Source organism: Caballeronia sp. J97 (genome assembly GCF_905220305.1).
Classification (GTDB): Bacteria; Pseudomonadota; Gammaproteobacteria; order Burkholderiales; family Burkholderiaceae; genus Caballeronia.
In genome coordinates this window covers 156,122-171,657 of the sequence record NZ_CAJMZL010000009.1, presented here as the reverse complement: position 1 = coordinate 171,657, position 15,536 = coordinate 156,122, and the positions used below count along the sequence as shown (strand labels likewise).

15 protein-coding genes are annotated in these 15,536 nt (G+C 62.8%); 9 read left to right on the top strand and 6 right to left on the bottom strand.

Annotated features, from left to right (window positions below):
• Positions 1-3: 3 nt before the first annotated feature.
• Together cyoA and U4Y90_RS14905 are read right to left on the bottom strand one after the other, a co-directional pair.
• A complete protein-coding gene (cyoA, locus tag U4Y90_RS14910) occupies positions 4-891 on the bottom strand; it encodes a ubiquinol oxidase subunit II (RefSeq protein WP_321795486.1) in 888 nt (295 codons plus the stop codon).
• A 240-nt stretch (positions 892-1,131) separates the two neighbouring features.
• A complete protein-coding gene (locus tag U4Y90_RS14905) occupies positions 1,132-1,974 on the bottom strand; it encodes an IclR family transcriptional regulator domain-containing protein (RefSeq protein ID WP_321795484.1) in 843 nt (280 codons plus the stop codon).
• 84 nt (positions 1,975-2,058) lie between these two features.
• Here U4Y90_RS14905 and U4Y90_RS14900 point away from each other — a divergent pair, with 84 nt between their 5' ends.
• Genes U4Y90_RS14900 through U4Y90_RS14880 form a run of 5 tightly spaced genes read left to right on the top strand, consistent with a single transcriptional unit; the run spans position 2,059 to position 7,129 of the window.
• Entirely contained in the window at positions 2,059-3,318 is a 1,260-nt protein-coding gene (locus U4Y90_RS14900; protein WP_415749354.1) for an aromatic ring-hydroxylating dioxygenase subunit alpha, read from the top strand.
• Between the two features lie 19 nt (positions 3,319-3,337).
• The gene (locus U4Y90_RS14895) at positions 3,338-3,805 is read left to right on the top strand and encodes an aromatic-ring-hydroxylating dioxygenase subunit beta (protein WP_415749353.1); all 468 of its coding nucleotides are present in this window, start codon (positions 3,338-3,340) and stop codon (positions 3,803-3,805) included.
• A complete protein-coding gene (locus tag U4Y90_RS14890; protein ID WP_321795483.1) occupies positions 3,802-4,767 on the top strand; it encodes a PdxA family protein in 966 nt (321 codons plus the stop codon). Before U4Y90_RS14895 ends, U4Y90_RS14890 begins: the two co-directional genes overlap by 4 nt.
• Complete coding sequence (locus tag U4Y90_RS14885; protein ID WP_321795482.1) at positions 4,764-5,738, top strand: FAD-binding oxidoreductase; 975 nt, start codon at positions 4,764-4,766, stop codon at positions 5,736-5,738. Before U4Y90_RS14890 ends, U4Y90_RS14885 begins: the two co-directional genes overlap by 4 nt.
• 38 nt (positions 5,739-5,776) lie before the next feature.
• Positions 5,777-7,129, top strand: a complete 1,353-nt coding sequence (locus U4Y90_RS14880; protein ID WP_321795481.1) for an MFS transporter — start codon at positions 5,777-5,779, stop codon at positions 7,127-7,129.
• Between the two features lie 77 nt (positions 7,130-7,206).
• Here the strand turns inward: U4Y90_RS14880 and U4Y90_RS14875 are convergent, their stop codons facing one another.
• From U4Y90_RS14875 to U4Y90_RS14860, 4 genes are all read right to left on the bottom strand, one after another.
• On the bottom strand, positions 7,207-7,725 hold the full coding sequence (locus U4Y90_RS14875; protein ID WP_321795480.1) for a septal ring lytic transglycosylase RlpA family protein: 519 nt from the start codon (positions 7,723-7,725) through the stop codon (positions 7,207-7,209).
• A gap of 62 nt (positions 7,726-7,787) precedes the next feature.
• Positions 7,788-8,525 carry a murein hydrolase activator EnvC family protein gene (locus U4Y90_RS14870; RefSeq protein ID WP_321795479.1) on the bottom strand — a complete coding sequence of 246 codons (738 nt, stop codon included), beginning with the start codon at positions 8,523-8,525 and terminating at the stop codon, positions 7,788-7,790.
• 233 nt (positions 8,526-8,758) lie between these two features.
• Positions 8,759-8,986: a hypothetical protein gene (locus U4Y90_RS14865; RefSeq protein ID WP_321795477.1), complete on the bottom strand. Its 228-nt coding sequence runs from the start codon at positions 8,984-8,986 to the stop codon at positions 8,759-8,761.
• Between the two features lie 232 nt (positions 8,987-9,218).
• Positions 9,219-9,560, bottom strand: coding sequence for a zinc ribbon domain-containing protein YjdM (locus U4Y90_RS14860; protein ID WP_321795476.1), 342 nt, complete (start codon positions 9,558-9,560; stop codon positions 9,219-9,221).
• A 194-nt stretch (positions 9,561-9,754) separates the two neighbouring features.
• On the opposite strand from U4Y90_RS14860, the gene U4Y90_RS14855 reads away from it, so the two are divergent.
• The 4 genes from U4Y90_RS14855 (at position 9,755) to U4Y90_RS14840 (ending at position 15,409) form a co-directional block, all read left to right on the top strand.
• Positions 9,755-11,497: an iron ABC transporter permease gene (locus U4Y90_RS14855; RefSeq protein WP_321795475.1), complete on the top strand. Its 1,743-nt coding sequence runs from the start codon at positions 9,755-9,757 to the stop codon at positions 11,495-11,497.
• 23 nt (positions 11,498-11,520) lie between these two features.
• Positions 11,521-12,633 carry an ABC transporter ATP-binding protein gene (locus U4Y90_RS14850; protein WP_321795474.1) on the top strand — a complete coding sequence of 371 codons (1,113 nt, stop codon included), beginning with the start codon at positions 11,521-11,523 and terminating at the stop codon, positions 12,631-12,633.
• A 134-nt stretch (positions 12,634-12,767) separates the two neighbouring features.
• Positions 12,768-14,018 (top strand): nitrate/nitrite transporter, encoded by a 1,251-nt coding sequence (locus tag U4Y90_RS14845; RefSeq protein ID WP_321795473.1) that lies wholly within the window; start codon positions 12,768-12,770, stop codon positions 14,016-14,018.
• A 2-nt stretch (positions 14,019-14,020) separates the two neighbouring features.
• Positions 14,021-15,409 (top strand): NarK family nitrate/nitrite MFS transporter, encoded by a 1,389-nt coding sequence (locus U4Y90_RS14840; RefSeq protein ID WP_321795471.1) that lies wholly within the window; start codon positions 14,021-14,023, stop codon positions 15,407-15,409.
• Positions 15,410-15,536: the final 127 nt, after the last annotated feature.

The window sequence follows — 15,536 nt, the reverse complement described above, 5'->3', positions numbered from 1 at the left end:
GGCTTACCCCTTGGTTACACAATTTGCGCCATTCACATCGAAGCGGCCATAGTTGTATTTGGCGACGATGTTGTTGAAAAGCTTCGGATCGACGGTGGAGAAGTAGCGCACCGCGACCTTCTCGCTCGGACGTGCGACGCCGGCGTAGACGTCCATGCTCAGATTCTCTGGCGCGTTCCTGACCTTCTTCACCCATGCGTCGAAGTCGGCGCCGGACATGGCCAGTGCGCGGAACTTCATGTCGGAGAAGCCTTTGCCGCTGTAGTTGGCCGAGATGCCAGCGTAGTCGCCCGCGTGATCGGTCAGGAGGTGCAGACGCGTCTGCATGCCGGCCATCGCATAGATCTGGCTGCCGAGTTGCGGGATGAAGAACGAGTTCATCACCGAATCCGACGTGATGCGGAAGTTCACCGGCGTGCCGACCGGGAACGCGAGCTGGTTCACCGAAGCGACGCCCAGATCCGGATAGATGAACAGCCACTTCCAGTCGAGCGCCACGACTTCGACGTTGATCGGCTTGACTTCCGATTGCAGCGGCTTGTACGGGTCGAGCTCGTGCGTGGTTTTCCACGTCAGGATGCCGAGGTACAGGATGATGGCCGCGGGGATCGCCCAGATCACGACTTCGATGGCCGTGGAATGCGCCCACTTCGGCGCATATGTGGCCTTCGTGTTGGACGCGCGATAGCGCCATGCGATGAACAGGGTGAGCAGGATCACCGGGATCACGACCAGAAGCATGGCGTAAGTCGCGGTGGCGATCAGCGAGGATTCCGCTGTGCCAATCACGCCTTTCGAGTCCAACACCTCCAGCTTGCATCCCGAAAGACAGAGACTGGCTATCAACCCCGATAACAATGGCACTGCTAAACGTTGGGTATTTTCATTCATTGCATTCGCTGGTTTCTATGATCGAAGCGTCCCGGGGGAGAACGCCGCCGCACGGCCTTGCGCCGCGTCAAGATCATGCCATGCGCGATTTTTCGCGATGGCGCGAATGGTTGAAATTTTGTTTCAGATCAAGCTGATGCGACAGGGTGTCGCGCGGAATCGGGTCCTTCCGGCGTGCTCCGAAAAGGACCCGAGAGTCTACAACGAAGGAATGAGATATCGGGTGTCATAAAGCGTGGCTCAGAGCGCGCGCTCGAGCCGCGCGGCGACTTGCTGCAAGACGGGCAGAAAGTCGCGCTTCATGGCGTCGACGCTCACGCGCGCCGACGACACGCTCACGCTCAACGCCGCCTCGATGCTGCCCGTGCGGTTCTTCACCGGCACGGCCATCGCGCGCATGCCGAGTTCGAGTTCCTCGTCGCTCATCGCGTAGCCGTCGATCTGCACGCGATGGATTGCCGCGATGACTTCGTCGGGCGCGCTGATCGTGCGCGGCGTGAGCTTCTTCAGCGGCAGCGCCGAAATGTGCCGCAGGATCTCGCCCTTCGATTTTTGCGACAGCAACACGCGGCCCGTCGCCGAGCAATACGCCGGCAGGCGGCCGCCGAGCTTCGCGCCCGTCGACACGATGCGGATAGCCTCTGCGCGCCCGACGAACACCGAATGCCCTTCGTCGAGCACGGCAAGCGACACGGATTCCTGCAACTCGTCGCGCGCGGCGGCCAGCAGCGGCTGCGCGATCTGCGCGAGCGACGACGTGCTCAGATAGGCGCCGCCCAGCCGCAACATGCGCGGCAACGGCGTGAAGAACTTGCCGTCGTGCGACAGATAACCGAGATCGACGAGCGTCAGCAGGCAACGGCGCGCCGCGGGGCGCGTGACGTCCGCGAGGCGCGCGGCTTCCGCGACGGTCATCCGCACGGTTGTCGTGCTGAACGCTTCGATGATCGCGAGCCCCTTCGCGAGACCCCCCATTCCTTCGCGCGCGCGCGGCTCGGACGCTTCTTCGGCGACGACCTCGGGTTCGGTGACGGACGCGGGCGCGCCGTCATCGCCGTTGACAGGCAATTTGACGGATGTCATGATGGTTCTATATTCGAACAACGTACGCTATTCGAACATGCTGGCGAGACAGTGTCAAGCGCCGGGAGCGCAAAGGAGAACGACTTGAACTACATCCCCATCAAACCGGCGCCGCGCGCCACGGTGACATGGCCCGCGGAAGGGCTGACGCGCGTGCCGTACACCGTCTTTCGGAGCGAGGACGTCTATGCCGACGAACAGGACAACGTCTTTCGCGGCGCGAACTGGAATTTCCTGTGCCTCGAAGTCGAGCTTCCGAATCCGGGCGACTTTCGCGCGACCTTCGTCGGCGATACGCCCGTCGTCGTCACACGCGATGAAGACGGCGAGTTGTATGCGTTCGAAAATCGCTGCGCGCATCGTGGCGCGCTGGTGTGTCTCGAAGATCAGGGCAGCGCGAAGGACTTCAGTTGCGTCTATCACGCCTGGACGTACAACCTGCAGGGCGATTTGCTGGGCGTCGCGTTCAAGGACGGCATCAACGGCAGGGGCGGGATGAAGCCCGACTTCTGCATGGAAGACCACGGCTTGCGCAAGCTGCGCGTCGCGACGCTGCACGGACTCGTGTTCGGCAGTTATTCCGATGACGTCGCGCCGCTCGAGGAATATCTCGGCGACGAAATCGTGTCGCGCATCGCGCGCGTGCTCGAAGGCCGAAAGCCCGTCGTGCTCGGCCGCTTCACGCAGATGTTGCCGAACAACTGGAAACTCTATGTCGAGAACGTGAAGGACTCGTATCACGCGAGCATCCTGCATCTGTTCTTCACGACGTTTCAACTGAACCGGCTTTCTCAGCGCGGCGGCATCATCGTCGATCCGAGCGGCGCGCATCACGTGAGCTATTCGGCCGTCGATCATGCGAAGGAAGCGGCCAGCACAGATTACTCGCAGCAGAACATCCGCTCGGAAAGCGGCCATCGCCTGGAGGACATGTCCGTGCTCGAAGGCGTCGACGAATTCGGCGACGGCGTCACATTGCAGATCCTTTCCGTGTTTCCCGGTTTCGTGCTGCAGCAGATCCAGAACGCGATCGCCGTGCGCCAGATCCTGCCGCGCGGCACCGAGCAAACCGAACTCAACTGGATCTATCTCGGCTTCGAGGACGACACGCCGGAACTGCGCGAAATGCGTCTGCGTCAGGCGAATCTCGTCGGCCCCGCGGGCTATGTGTCGATGGAGGACGGGTGCGTCGGCGGCTTCGTGCAACGTGGCATCGAAGGCGCGGAGCATGCGTGCTCGGTCATCGAAATGGGCGGCGACACCGCCGAGAGCAGCGAGAGCCGCGTGACGGAAGCCTCGATTCGCGGCTTCTGGAAGGCGTATCGCCACGCAATGAACTATTGAGCACGACGGGGACAGCATCATGCAAGACACTTTCCAGCTGATCGCGCGGGCGCAGGCGGAGTACGCGCGCTGCATCGACGACGGAGACCTGACGCAATGGCCGGACTTCTTTGTCGGCGAATGCGCTTACAAGGTGACCACCGCTGAAAATCACAAGCGCGGTCTCGAAGCGGGACTGATCTATGCGGCGTCGCGCGGCATGCTGATCGACCGAATCGCTTCGCTGCGCGATGCGAACATCTACGAGCGTCATGCGTATCGGCATTTGCTGGGGCAGCCGTATATCGTGTCGGAAAGCGGCGAGGAAGTGCGCAGCGAGACCTCGTTCATGGTCGCGCGCATCATGCGCGACGGCACGACGAGCCTCTTCGTCACCGGACGCTATCTCGACGTCTACGTGCGGCACGAAGACAGCGTGAAATTACGCGAGCGCATCGCGGTGTGCGACAGTTCGCGCATCGACACGCTGCTCGCGTTGCCGCTATGACGCGCGCCGCTTCCGTCATCGCGCTTTGCATCGGCGATCCGAACGGCATCGGACCGGAGATCGCCGTGAAAGCGGCAGCGCGACTCGCGGCCGATGAAGGCCCGCGCGCCGTTCTCGTCGGCGATGCGCACGTGATCCGCTCGTACGCGCAGCGTTGCGCGCTGCCGTTCGATGCCCTCGACGTGCTGAACGTCGATGCGCTTCCCGTCGATTCATTCAAGCCTGGCGAAGTGAGCGCGGCAGCAGGCGCGGCGACGCTCGCGTACGTTCGCGCGGCGCTCGATCTCGCGCGCGCCGGACAGGCCGATGCCGTGATCGCATGCCCGCATTCGGAGACGGCGATCAACGCATCGGGCACGGCCTTCGCGGGCTATCCCGGGTACGTCGCGAAGCATCTCGGCCTTGCGCCGGATGACGTGTACCTGCTGCTCGTCGGCGGCGGCTTGCGCATCGTGCACGCGACCTTGCACGAAGGGCTCGCGGGCGCGCTCGCGCGTCTTACGTCGAAGCATGTGGAAGGCGCGGCGCGCGCCGCGGTGCGCGCGATGGCCGCGATGGGCGTCGCAAAGCCGCGCATCGGCGTGATGGGCATCAATCCGCATGCGGGAGAAGGCGGGCTGTTCGGCCGCGAGGATATCGACGTGACCGAGCCCGCCGTCGCCACGTTGCGCGGTGAAGGCATCGACGCGATCGGACCGCAAGGCGCGGACTTGCTGCTCACGCGCGAGGACATCGACGTGTTCGTCGCGATGTATCACGACCAGGGTCACATTCCCGTGAAGCTGCGCGCCGGCCGCCACTCGGCTGCGATGTCGATCGGCGGCGATGTGGTGTTTTCGAGCGTCGGACATGGCAGCGGCTTCGACATCGCGGGCCAGATCGTGGCGGACCCCGCGCCCTTGCTCGGCGCGATCGCACTCGTGACACGCGGCGAATCGCCCGCTCGAAAGGAGCTTGAGTGACTTACCGTATCAGCGTCGCCTCGAGCGACATCGGTTTCGATTGCAACGACGGCGAATCGGTCCTCGATGCCGCCGAACGCGCGGGTTTCGCGCTGCCGTATTCGTGCCGCAAGGGCGTGTGCTCGGAGTGTCAGGGCGGCATCGTGAACACGCAAGGCGTCACGGAAAAAGCGTTGATGTGCTGCGTGCGCCCCGGCGCGAACATGACGATCGCGCCGCGCAAGATCGAGAAGCGCGAGCGCATCGTGCGCAAGAAGCTCGACGCATCCGTGTTTCGCATCACGCAGCCCGCACCCGATGTCACCGTGCTGCAACTGCGCCTGCCGATCGGTGTTCGCGCGAAGTTTCGTGCCGGTCAGTATCTGCAGATCCATCTCGACGATGAGACCGTGCGCAATTATTCGATGGCGAACCCGCCGCATCAGAGCGACAGCGTGCATCTCCATGTGCGCCACGTTCCGGGCGGGCGCTTCTCCGAAGGCGTTTTAAAGGAACTCGCGGTCGGCAAGAAGTTGCGTATCGAACTGCCTTATGGCGAGTTCTTCTTTCGCGACGAATCGGAGAAGCCGGTGATTCTCGTCGCGACGGGAACGGGCTTCGCGCCGGTGAAGTCGATCGTCGAGGATGCGATCAAACGCAAGCTCGCGCGGCCGATGAAGCTGTACTGGGGCGCGCGCCGCAAGGAAGACCTGTATCTCGCCGATCTTGCGCGGAAGTGGCACGACGACGGACACGTCGCATTCATCCCGACGCTATCCGATCCCGACGATGACTGGACCGGCCGCACGGGTCTCGTGCATCGCGCGGTGCTGGCCGATCATCCATCGCTCGCCGGGCATCAGGTCTACGCATGCGGAAATCCGGCGATGACCAGCGCCGCGCGCGACGAGTTCACCCGCGCGGGCCTGCCGGAAAACGAGTTCTTCTGCGATGCCTTCGTGCAGACCGACGCGCCCGAAGCGGTGGCGTGACCCTGACATTCCAATAACAAGCGAACGGAGACGAAAAAGTGGGTTCCCCCAATATCGACGTTGCAGACATCATCGAGCGTCAACGCATCAACGGCCGGCAATATCTGATCGTGCTGCTGTGCGCGCTTTTGATGTTCCTCGATGGCTTCGACACGCAAGCCGTCAGTTACATCGTGCCCGTGCTCGCGAAGACATGGCATTTGCCGCGCGAGATTCTCGGCTCGATCTTCTCGGCGGCGCTCGTCGGCCTGATGGTCGGCTATCTCGCGATCTCGCCGTTGTCGGGCCGCTTCGGCCACAAACGCATGATGGTGTTCAGCACCGTGTTCTTCGCGATCTTCACGCTGCTCACGGTGTTCGCGACGAACGTCACCGAGCTGATCGGTTTGCGCTTTCTGACGGGCATCGGCCTCGGGGCGGCGGCGCCGAGCGCGGTCGCGCTGACATGCGAGTTCGCGCCGAAGCGCGTGCGCTCGACCTTCGTGCTGCTCGTGTACTGCGGCTTCTCGCTAGGCTTCGTGGTGGCGGGCTTCACGTCGGGTCTGCTGTTGCCGGCGTACGGATGGCAATCGCCGATGCTCGCCGGCGCGGTCGCGCCGCTCGCGCTCGCCTTGCCGCTCGCATTCATGCTGCCCGAGTCGCTCGCGTTCCTGAAGCAACGTCCGCAAGCCGATGCGCGCATCCGCAATCTCGTGCTGAAGATATTTCCCGCCGCGACGGTTCCGGAAGGCAGCCGCTTCATCCTCGAAGACGAAGCGCAAGCGCGCGCCAGCGTAGCGGCGTTGTTTCGCGGACGAACGTCGATCGGCACGTTGCTGCTGTGGGGCGTGTTCTTTCTGAATCTCGCGGAGTTCTATTTCCTGCAAAGCTGGCTGCCGACGATGCTCACCGGCCTCGGTTATCCCGCCGCGACCGTCGTGTGGGTGACCGCCCTGCCGACTATCGCGGGCGTGATCTCCGCCGTGCCGCTCGGCCTGGCGATGGACCGCGTCGGGCCGTATGTCACGCTGACGGTGATGTACGTCGCCGGTTGCGTGTTCATGTTGATCGTGGCTTCGGCGTTCGCTGCGCCTGTGTGGCTGTTGATGATCGCGGTGTTCTGCGCGGGCTTCTGCATCAGCGGCGGACAAAAGAGCGTGATCGCGCTCGCGGCGATCTACTATCCGTCGAATCTGCGCTCGACGGGCGTCGGCTGGGCGCTCGGCATCGGGCGTCTCGGCGGGATCGCGGGGCCGTTGATCGTCGGCGTGATGTATTCGGCGCATTGGACACCGGCCGAAGTGTTTCGTGTCGCTGCGTTGCCGGTGCTCGTCGCGGGATTTGCAGTGTTCCTGATGGGGCGTTTGTCGGGCGCGCCGCATGCGGTCGAAGTGCGGCGCGTGCCGGGGTGACGTCTAAAGACCGGATATCGAAGGCTGCGGATCACGATTCGCGTGTGCGGGAATCGGGACATGCAGAGCGGCATGGCTCATGACCGGATGTGCATATCGGAAACGGTCGATAGCTCGACCTTGGCGGTTCCATGCCGAACGATGCCGAGTGCCATAGCCGCGCCGTACGACAGATCGATGACTCTGCTGCGCGCAACCGGGCCGCGGTCGTTGATTCGAACGACGACCGACCGGTTCTGTCCCAAAAGCGTGACGCGGACCCAAGATCCGAGCGGCAGCGTGCGATGGGCCGCCGTCATCGCGTGCATGTCGAAGCGCTCTCCGCTGGCGGTGCGACGACCGTTGAACCCTCGACCGTACCAGGATGCAAGCCCGGCTTGATGAAAGGCAGTCGCCGCGTGCGTCTCGGCCGGCTTGTCGGGCGAAACGTTTTCGGCCGAAATCGCTTCGTCGTTCGCGGGTTGATCCTGATCCCGCGATGCGCTCGTCGATTCATTTGTCCGCACGCGCTCGGTGCTTTGGGGCGGCGGAGTGGCTGCACATCCGGCGATCAGGAGCGCGCAGGCGAGGGCACTCAGGGTGCGTAGTTCGAGCATGTTCCACCTGGAAGGAAATCGTGTTGATCGGGCGAGAGAGGCCTGAGTCGGTGCTCGCCGAATCAGGAAGCGCAATCGGACAGAAAGGACACCGGATCGACAGGCTGACGATCCCTTCTCACTTCGAAGAGCAGTGAAGGCTGGCTGCTCGATTGATCACCCAACGTCGCGATGGCCTGCCCCTTGGTCACATCGTTGCCTTCCTTGACGAGAATGCTTCGGTTGCGACCATAAGCCGTGATGTAGTGCGCGTTGTGTTTCAGAATCACGAGCTTGCCGTAGCCGGAGATCCGGTCACCCGTATAGACGACGCGTCCGCTTTGCGCGGCGCGCACCGTGTCTCCCGCTGCGCCGCCAATGGCGACAGCCTTGACCCCGTCAGAGCCGAAGGGCTTCAGGATTGGACCCTTGATCGGCCACGACCACGCATCGGGGCCGCAGGATGCTGTCTTCAGGCTTTGCCTCGCGGTATTGGCGACGGATACAGGCGATGCCGGTGGCGGACCGACGCGCAGCAGTTGACCGCGCGTCAGCGAGGCGTTGGCGGCAAGTCCGTTCCAGTCGGCGATGGCTGTCGTGTCGCGGCCATAGGCGGCCGCGATCGAAGCCAGGGTGTCTCCGCTCACAACGCGGTAGAAACCGGCCGGCGGTGCAGGGGCATCGATCGGATTTTTTTGCGCAATGAGATCAGGAGCGCTCTGCCTGGGCGTTTCACTAGCGCATCCTCCGAGCACGAAAGCAGAGAAGACGGCCAGATACGCTGCGCACAACAGGTTGCGCGAGTGGAAGGATTCGATCATGAGGACTTCTTGAAAGTCGCGTGTCGGCATGGCGGATGCCCGACGCATCGGCACCGACGATCGCGCTGAGGGCCTGCAACAGCCGGCCCTTGGAAAGACTAGGAGGTTTCGGACTCCGCTCCGGCGATCGATCTGGACAGCGCGACTACGCGGCGCGAAAACCAGAGGGAGACGACACGAAGACGAGCGGAGTCATTCGGAGCGGGACGACTACTCAGTTGCTCGAAGGCGGCTTAGCGATTTTCGTTGCTTCTCGAGAACTCGCTACCGTCACGATGCTGCTCGCCATTCCTTGCGGCCTGCATGTCGTGGCCGTGCGTGTCGCGATATTCGTAATGCTTCGTCTGATACTGACGCGCGTCGTGATGCGAATGCTTGTAGTGCTCGTCGTAATTTTTTGCGGATGCGACGCCGGAGAGGGTCAGCGCAAGGGCGGCGAAGGCAGCGAACTGGACTTTCATGGTCTTGTCTCTTCAAGTTGAACCGGACGACGCGACGTTGCGTCATCGCGGCTAACGGCGGGCTGATTCGCTACGTTGACTCTCTCGTCGTCATTTGACATTCTTTGACATTACTAACTATTTCGAGATGCGTGGGCGGCCGGACGGCACGCCCGGCTCCGGCATGCGCGGCGGGATGTGGAGGACGCTTCTGCAGAATGGATCGCCGCTGCTTGCGCGGCGGTGAAATCCGTCAGGTCTTTTTGACAAATTCGCTTTTCAGGCTCATGGGCCCGAAGCCATCGATCTTGCAGTCGATGTCGTGATCGGCGTCGACGAGGCGGATGTTTTTCACTTTGGTGCCCATTTTGACAACTCCGCCGCCGCCCTTGAGCTTCAGATCCTTGATGACAGTGACCGTGTCGCCATCGTGAAGGGCATTGCCGACGGAATCCCGGTAGACCCTGCCAACGGCTTCCGATTCGATGTCCGTCCGCGCGGACCATTCGTGCGCGCATTCGGGGCAGATCAACGTGCCGGCATCTTCATAAACGAATGCCGAAGCGCATTGCGGACAGGGAGGAAGTGCGTTCATACGTATTGCTCGATGCCTCGCGGCGGAAAAAGGCTGGGAGTATAGCCTCGCGCGTGATTTTGTTTCGTTGAATAGAACGCCCGCCGTGCCAGCCCGCCCTAGTATTTTCCGCAGGTTTATTTGCTTAGATACCTAAGCTTATGATGCCCCTCATCCGATGAGACTCAATCGATCACGTCGAGGAGGAACCGCGCTTGGAACTGACATTCGATGCGATGAAAGCCGCCATATCGCGTTCCACGCGGCTCGATGCAAAATGGCTCGTGATTGGCGGCGCGGTCGCCGTCGCGGGCGTGCTCGCGCTGATTCCGCTCGTGTTCCTCTTCTGGCAGAGCTTCTTCACGCCGCAAGTCGCCGACAATCCTGCCGTCTTCACCTTCGGCAACTACAAGCTCGCCTACGGCAGCCCCGAAACGCTTCGCACGCTCCTCAATTCGCTCGAGTTCGCATTCGGCGCGGCGTGCGTGTCGTTCTCGATCGGCACCGTGCTCGCGTGGATCATCGAGCGCACGAACACGCCGTTGCGCAAGTTCTTCTATGCGATCACCATCGTCCCGCTGATCGTCCCTAGCATTCTCTTCACGATCGCCTGGATCTTTCTTGCCAGCCCGAAAATCGGCGTGCTGAACGTGGCGCTGGGTTCGCTCTTCGGCGTGACGAAACCGATCTTCAACATCTACAGCATGAGCGGGATGATCTGGGTCGACGGCCTGCATTATTCGACGATGGCCTTCCTGCTCATGTCCGCGGCGTTTCGCGGCATGGACCCGTCGCTGGAGGAATCGTCGCTGATGAGCGGCGCGGGCATCGCGCGCACGATGTGGCGCATCACGCTGCGGCTCGCGTTTCCGGCCATCGTCTCGACGATGCTGATTCTCTTCGTGCGCGCGCTCGAATCGTTCGAGGTGCCCGCGCTGATCGGCTTGCCGGTGAAGTTGCAGGTGTTCACCTCGTCGATCTACGAGGCGATCGAGCAGTATCCGAGTCAGATCGGGCTCGCGTCGTCGTATTCGATGCTGCTGCTCGTCATCACGTCGGTCGGACTGTATCTGCAATCGCGCGTGTCCTCCGGCGGCGGCAAATACTCGACGATGAGCGGCAAGGGCTTTCGTCCGCGCGTCGTGGAGATCGGCCGGTGGCGTTATCTGACCGCCGGCGTGTTCGTCGTCTACTTCCTGCTGATCGTCGCGCTGCCGTTCGCGGTGCTGCTGTGGTCGTCGCTGCAGAAGTACTACCGCACGCCTTCGCTTGCCGCGCTGCATCATCTGTCGTTCGATGCTTACCGCTACATCCTGCATCTCTCGACGCTGCGTCACGCGGTGATCAACAGTCTGCTGCTCTCGTTCGGCTGCGCGAGCGCGGTGATGCTGCTCTCGGCGGTGATCTGCTGGATCGTCGTCAAGACGAAGCTGCCGGGCCGGTGGTTCCTCGACAACCTCGCGTCGCTGCCGCTCGTGTTTCCGGGGCTCGTGCTCGGCCTGTCGTTCATGATCGTTTCGCTCAAGGTCGATATCGGCATCTACGGCACGCTGTGGATTCTGCTGATCGCGTACATCACGCGTTTCATGCCGTACGGCATGCGCTACACGACGACATCGATGGTGCAGATCCACAAGGAACTCGAAGAATCCGCCGCGATGAGCTGCGCGAGCTGGAGCGCGACGTTCTTCCGCATCGTCTTGCCGCTGCTCAAGCCGGGGCTTCTGGCCGGCTGGATCTACGTGATGATCGTATCGATCCGCGAACTGTCGAGCTCGATCCTGCTGTATAGCCCCGGCTCGGAGACGGTGTCGATCGTGATCTGGGAACTGTGGCAGAACGGGCAGTACGTCGAGCTTTCGGCGCTGTCGGTGATGCTCGTGCTCGCGTTGCTCGCGCTCGTCCTGCTGCTGCAATGGATCGGCGGAAAGTTCGGCGTGAAAGCCAGTCACGGCTGAAGCGAATTACATCGGAGACGAACGTGCTGAACGTACAAGGCCTGAACACCGAATATGTCGACGGCAACAACCTGCGCGTGCGCGCGGCCCGCGACGTGTCGTTCGACGTGCCCGAAGGCAAGCTCTTCACACTGCTCGGCCCGAGCGGCTGCGGCAAGACGACCACGCTGCGTTCCATCGCCGGGCTCGAACGGCCGGTCGCCGGTTCGATATCGGTCAATGGCGTGACCGTTTTCTCCGCGCGCGAGGAGACCTTCGTGCCGCCGAACCGGCGCAAGTTCGGCATGGTGTTTCAGTCGTACGCGATCTGGCCGCACATGACGGTGTTTCGCAACGCGAGCTTTCCGCTCGAAGTCGGCGAGAAGAAGTACTCGAAGCGCGAGATCGAAGAGAAGGTCATGCGCGTGCTGACCGCTGTCGGGCTCGATCATGTCGCCGCTCGCGAGGCGACGCGCATGTCCGGCGGACAACAGCAGCGCCTCGCGCTGGCGCGCGCGCTCGTGATGGAGCCGAAGCTGCTCTTGCTCGACGAACCGCTCTCGAATCTCGATGCGAAACTGCGCGACAAGATGCGCTTCGAGTTGAAGCGCATGCAGCGCGAGTTGCGCATCACGACGATCTACGTGACGCACGATCAGGAGGAAGCGCTCGCGCTGTCGCATGAAATCGCGGTGATGAAGGACGGCCAGATCGTGCAGAAGGCCGCGCCGCGTGTGATCTATGACTTGCCGAACTGCAAGTTCGTCGCGGATTTCGTCGGCACGACCAATTTCATCGATGGCCGCGTGCGCGATTGCGAAGGCGAGGACGGCAACGTGCTGATCGAGTCGTCGATCGGCCCGATCGCGGTCGCGAACGCGGTGTCGTGCCGCCCCGGCGACGAAGTCGCGATCTCCGTGCGCCCGGAAAACGTGATGGTGCACGAATCGCGCGATGGCATCGGCGTGCGCAACGTCTACACCGGCACGGTCGCGGCGAAGGTGTTTCTCGGCGAGACGCTCGATTTCCAGATCAGGGTCGGCGAACAGATCGTGCTCGCGCGCGTGCATCCGTCGCACAAGACGCCCGTCGGGGAGACCATTCATTTCTCGATCGATCCGGCGAGCTGTATCGCGCTGGTGTCTCAAAAAGCCTGAACGACTGGCGCTAACCCATCCGAACTACGCCGTATTAACTAGCGACACAGCGTCACCACGTCCGCACGGCGGATAGGCGTCTCGCGCGACGTTCCTTACCCTTGTCGAAAAAGCTCTTACGACAAGGAAGGACGATGAGCGTCGTCGAAACACCCGCAAGCACCCACGGATCGACCGACACGCGCGCCTGGCGCGTGCTCGGCGCCAGCACCTTCGCATTCACCATCTGCTTCGCCGTCTGGATGGTCTTCGCCATCCTCGGCATTCTCCTCAAGAAACAGCTTCATCTCACCGATACCGAGTTCGGCCTCATCGCGGCGACGCCGGTGCTGTCCGGCTCGCTGCTGCGCGTTCCGCTCGGCATCTGGACCGACCGTTTCGGTGGCCGCGTCGTGTTCTTTTGCACGATGGCGGTCACCATCGTGCCGATCTGGCTGATCGGCTACGCCACCGAGTTGTGGCAGTTCCTCGTGCTCGGCTTGTTCGTGGGCATCGCGGGCGCATCGTTTTCGGTCGGCACGCCGTATGTCGCGCGCTGGTTTCCGAAGTCGCGCCAGGGGCTCGCGATGGGCATCTTCGGCGCGGGCAACTCGGGCGCGGCGCTGACCAAGTTCGTCGCGCCGGTGCTGGTTCTCGCCGCGGGCACCTGGACGATCGTGCCGAAGGTCTATTCCGTCGCGATGCTCGTCACCGCGCTCGTCTTCTGGTTCGTGTCGGCCTCCAACCCCGCGCATCGCAGCGCTGGCACGCAAGGCTTCGCCGCGCAGATGGCCGTGCTGAAAGACCGGCGCGTGCTGCGTTATGCGCAGTATTACTCGGTCGTGTTCGGCGGTTATGTCGGCCTCGCCTTGTGGATGCCGCAGTACTACGTGAACCAATACGGCTTCGGCATGGAACAGGCCGCGTTTCTTGCCGCCTGCTTCTCGCTGCCCGGCGGCGTGCTGCGCGCGCTCGGCGGCTGGATGTCCGATCGCTTCGGCGCCTCCCGAACCACCTGGATCGTGATGTGGGTCGCGCTCGCGTGCTTCTTCGTGCTGAGCTATCCGGTCACCGATTTCGTCGTCCACGCGAATGACGGCCCGCACACCTTCCACATCGAAACCGGCCCGGTCGCCTACACGGTGCTGATGTTCGTCGTCGGCGTGGCGATGGCGGTCGGCAAGGCGTCGGTGTTCAAGTTCGTGTCGGATGAGTTCTCCGGGAACATCGGCGCGGTATCGGGCGTCGTCGGACTGGCGGGCGGGCTCGCCGGATTTCTGTTGCCGATTCTCTTCGGCGCGCTCGTCGATCTCACCGGCGTGCGCACGACCTGTTTCATGCTGATGTTCGGCGCGACGGCAGTCAGCCTCATCTGCATGCACTTCACGTTCCAACCCAGGCACTAGTCATGTCATCACGTTACCTGCTCACTCGATGGGAACCCGAGAACGCCGCCTTCTGGCGCGCGACGGGCGAATCCGTCGCCCGCCGCAATCTCTGGATCTCGATTCCCGCGCTCGCGCTCGCGTTCGCCGTATGGTCGCTGTGGAGCGTCGTCGTCGTCAGTCTCGACAAGGGCGGCTTTCACTTCACGAAGGACCAGTTGTTCTGGTTGACCGCATTGCCTGCGGTTTCGGGCGCGACACTGCGCATCTTCTATTCGTTTCTCGTGCCGATCTTCGGCGGACGGCGCTTCACCGCGTTCTCAACGGCCAGCCTTCTGATTCCCGCGATCGGCATGGGTCTCGCATTGCGCGATCCGTCGACGAGCTATCCGACGCTGCTCGTGCTCGCATTGCTGTGCGGCCTCGGCGGTGCGAACTTCAGCTCCTCGATGGCGAACATCAGCTTCTTCTTTCCGAAAGAACGGAAAGGCTTCGCGACCGGCATGAACGCGGGCATCGGCAATCTCGGCGTGTCCGTCGTGCAGTTCGTCACGCCGCTCGTGATCTCGGCGAGCGTGTTCGGCGCGCTTGCGGGCGCGGGCCAGTCCTACGACGTGAACGGCGTCGAGCGCGGCATCTGGCTGCAGAACGCCGGCTTCATCTGGGTACCGTTCATCGTGATCTCGGCGCTCGCGGCCTGGTTCGGGATGAACGACATCGCGGACGCGAAGGCATCGTTCTCGGAACAGGCGGTCATCTTCAGGCGCAAGCACAACTGGCTCATGTGTCTTCTGTATATCGGCACGTTCGGTTCGTTCATCGGCTTCTCCGCGGGACTCGCGCTGCTGACCAAGGCGGAGTTTCCATCGGTCAATCCGACGGCCTACGCATTCCTCGGGCCGCTCGCCGGTGCGCTCACGCGCCCGCTCGGCGGCTGGATCTCGGATCGCCTTGGCGGGGCGCGCGTGACGCTGTGGACTTTCATCGCGATGATCGCGGCGGTTTTCGGCGTGATGACCTGTCTGCCTCACGACGGCGCGGGCGGCAGCTTCGCGGGCTTCCTCGCGATGTTCGTAGCATTGTTCGCGCTGACGGGTATCGGCAACGGCTCGACCTTCCGCATGATTCCGGTGATCTTCCTGACGCAGAAGCAGCGCGAAGCCGCAGGCCATTCCGATGCCGCGAAAAAGCAGGCGTTGCACGAAGCGGGCAAGGAGTCGGCTGCTGTGCTCGGCTTCGCGGGCGCGATCGGCGCTTATGGCGGGTTCTTCATTCCCCGCAGCTTCGGCACCTCGATGAGCATGACGGGCTCGCCCGGCGCCGCGCTCTGGTGCTTCATCGCGTTCTATGCGCTGTGCGCGATGGTGACGTGGTTCTGCTACGCGCGCCGCAACGCGGACATGCCGTGTTGAACTAGTCCAAAAGGAGTGCGAGTGCTAGTCCGTCCGATACCCATCGATCGCTCCTTTTGAGGAATGGGCGCGCGGGCATCGCGCCCCTACACTCGAATCAATGTATTCACGGCGGCGCATGGCCGCC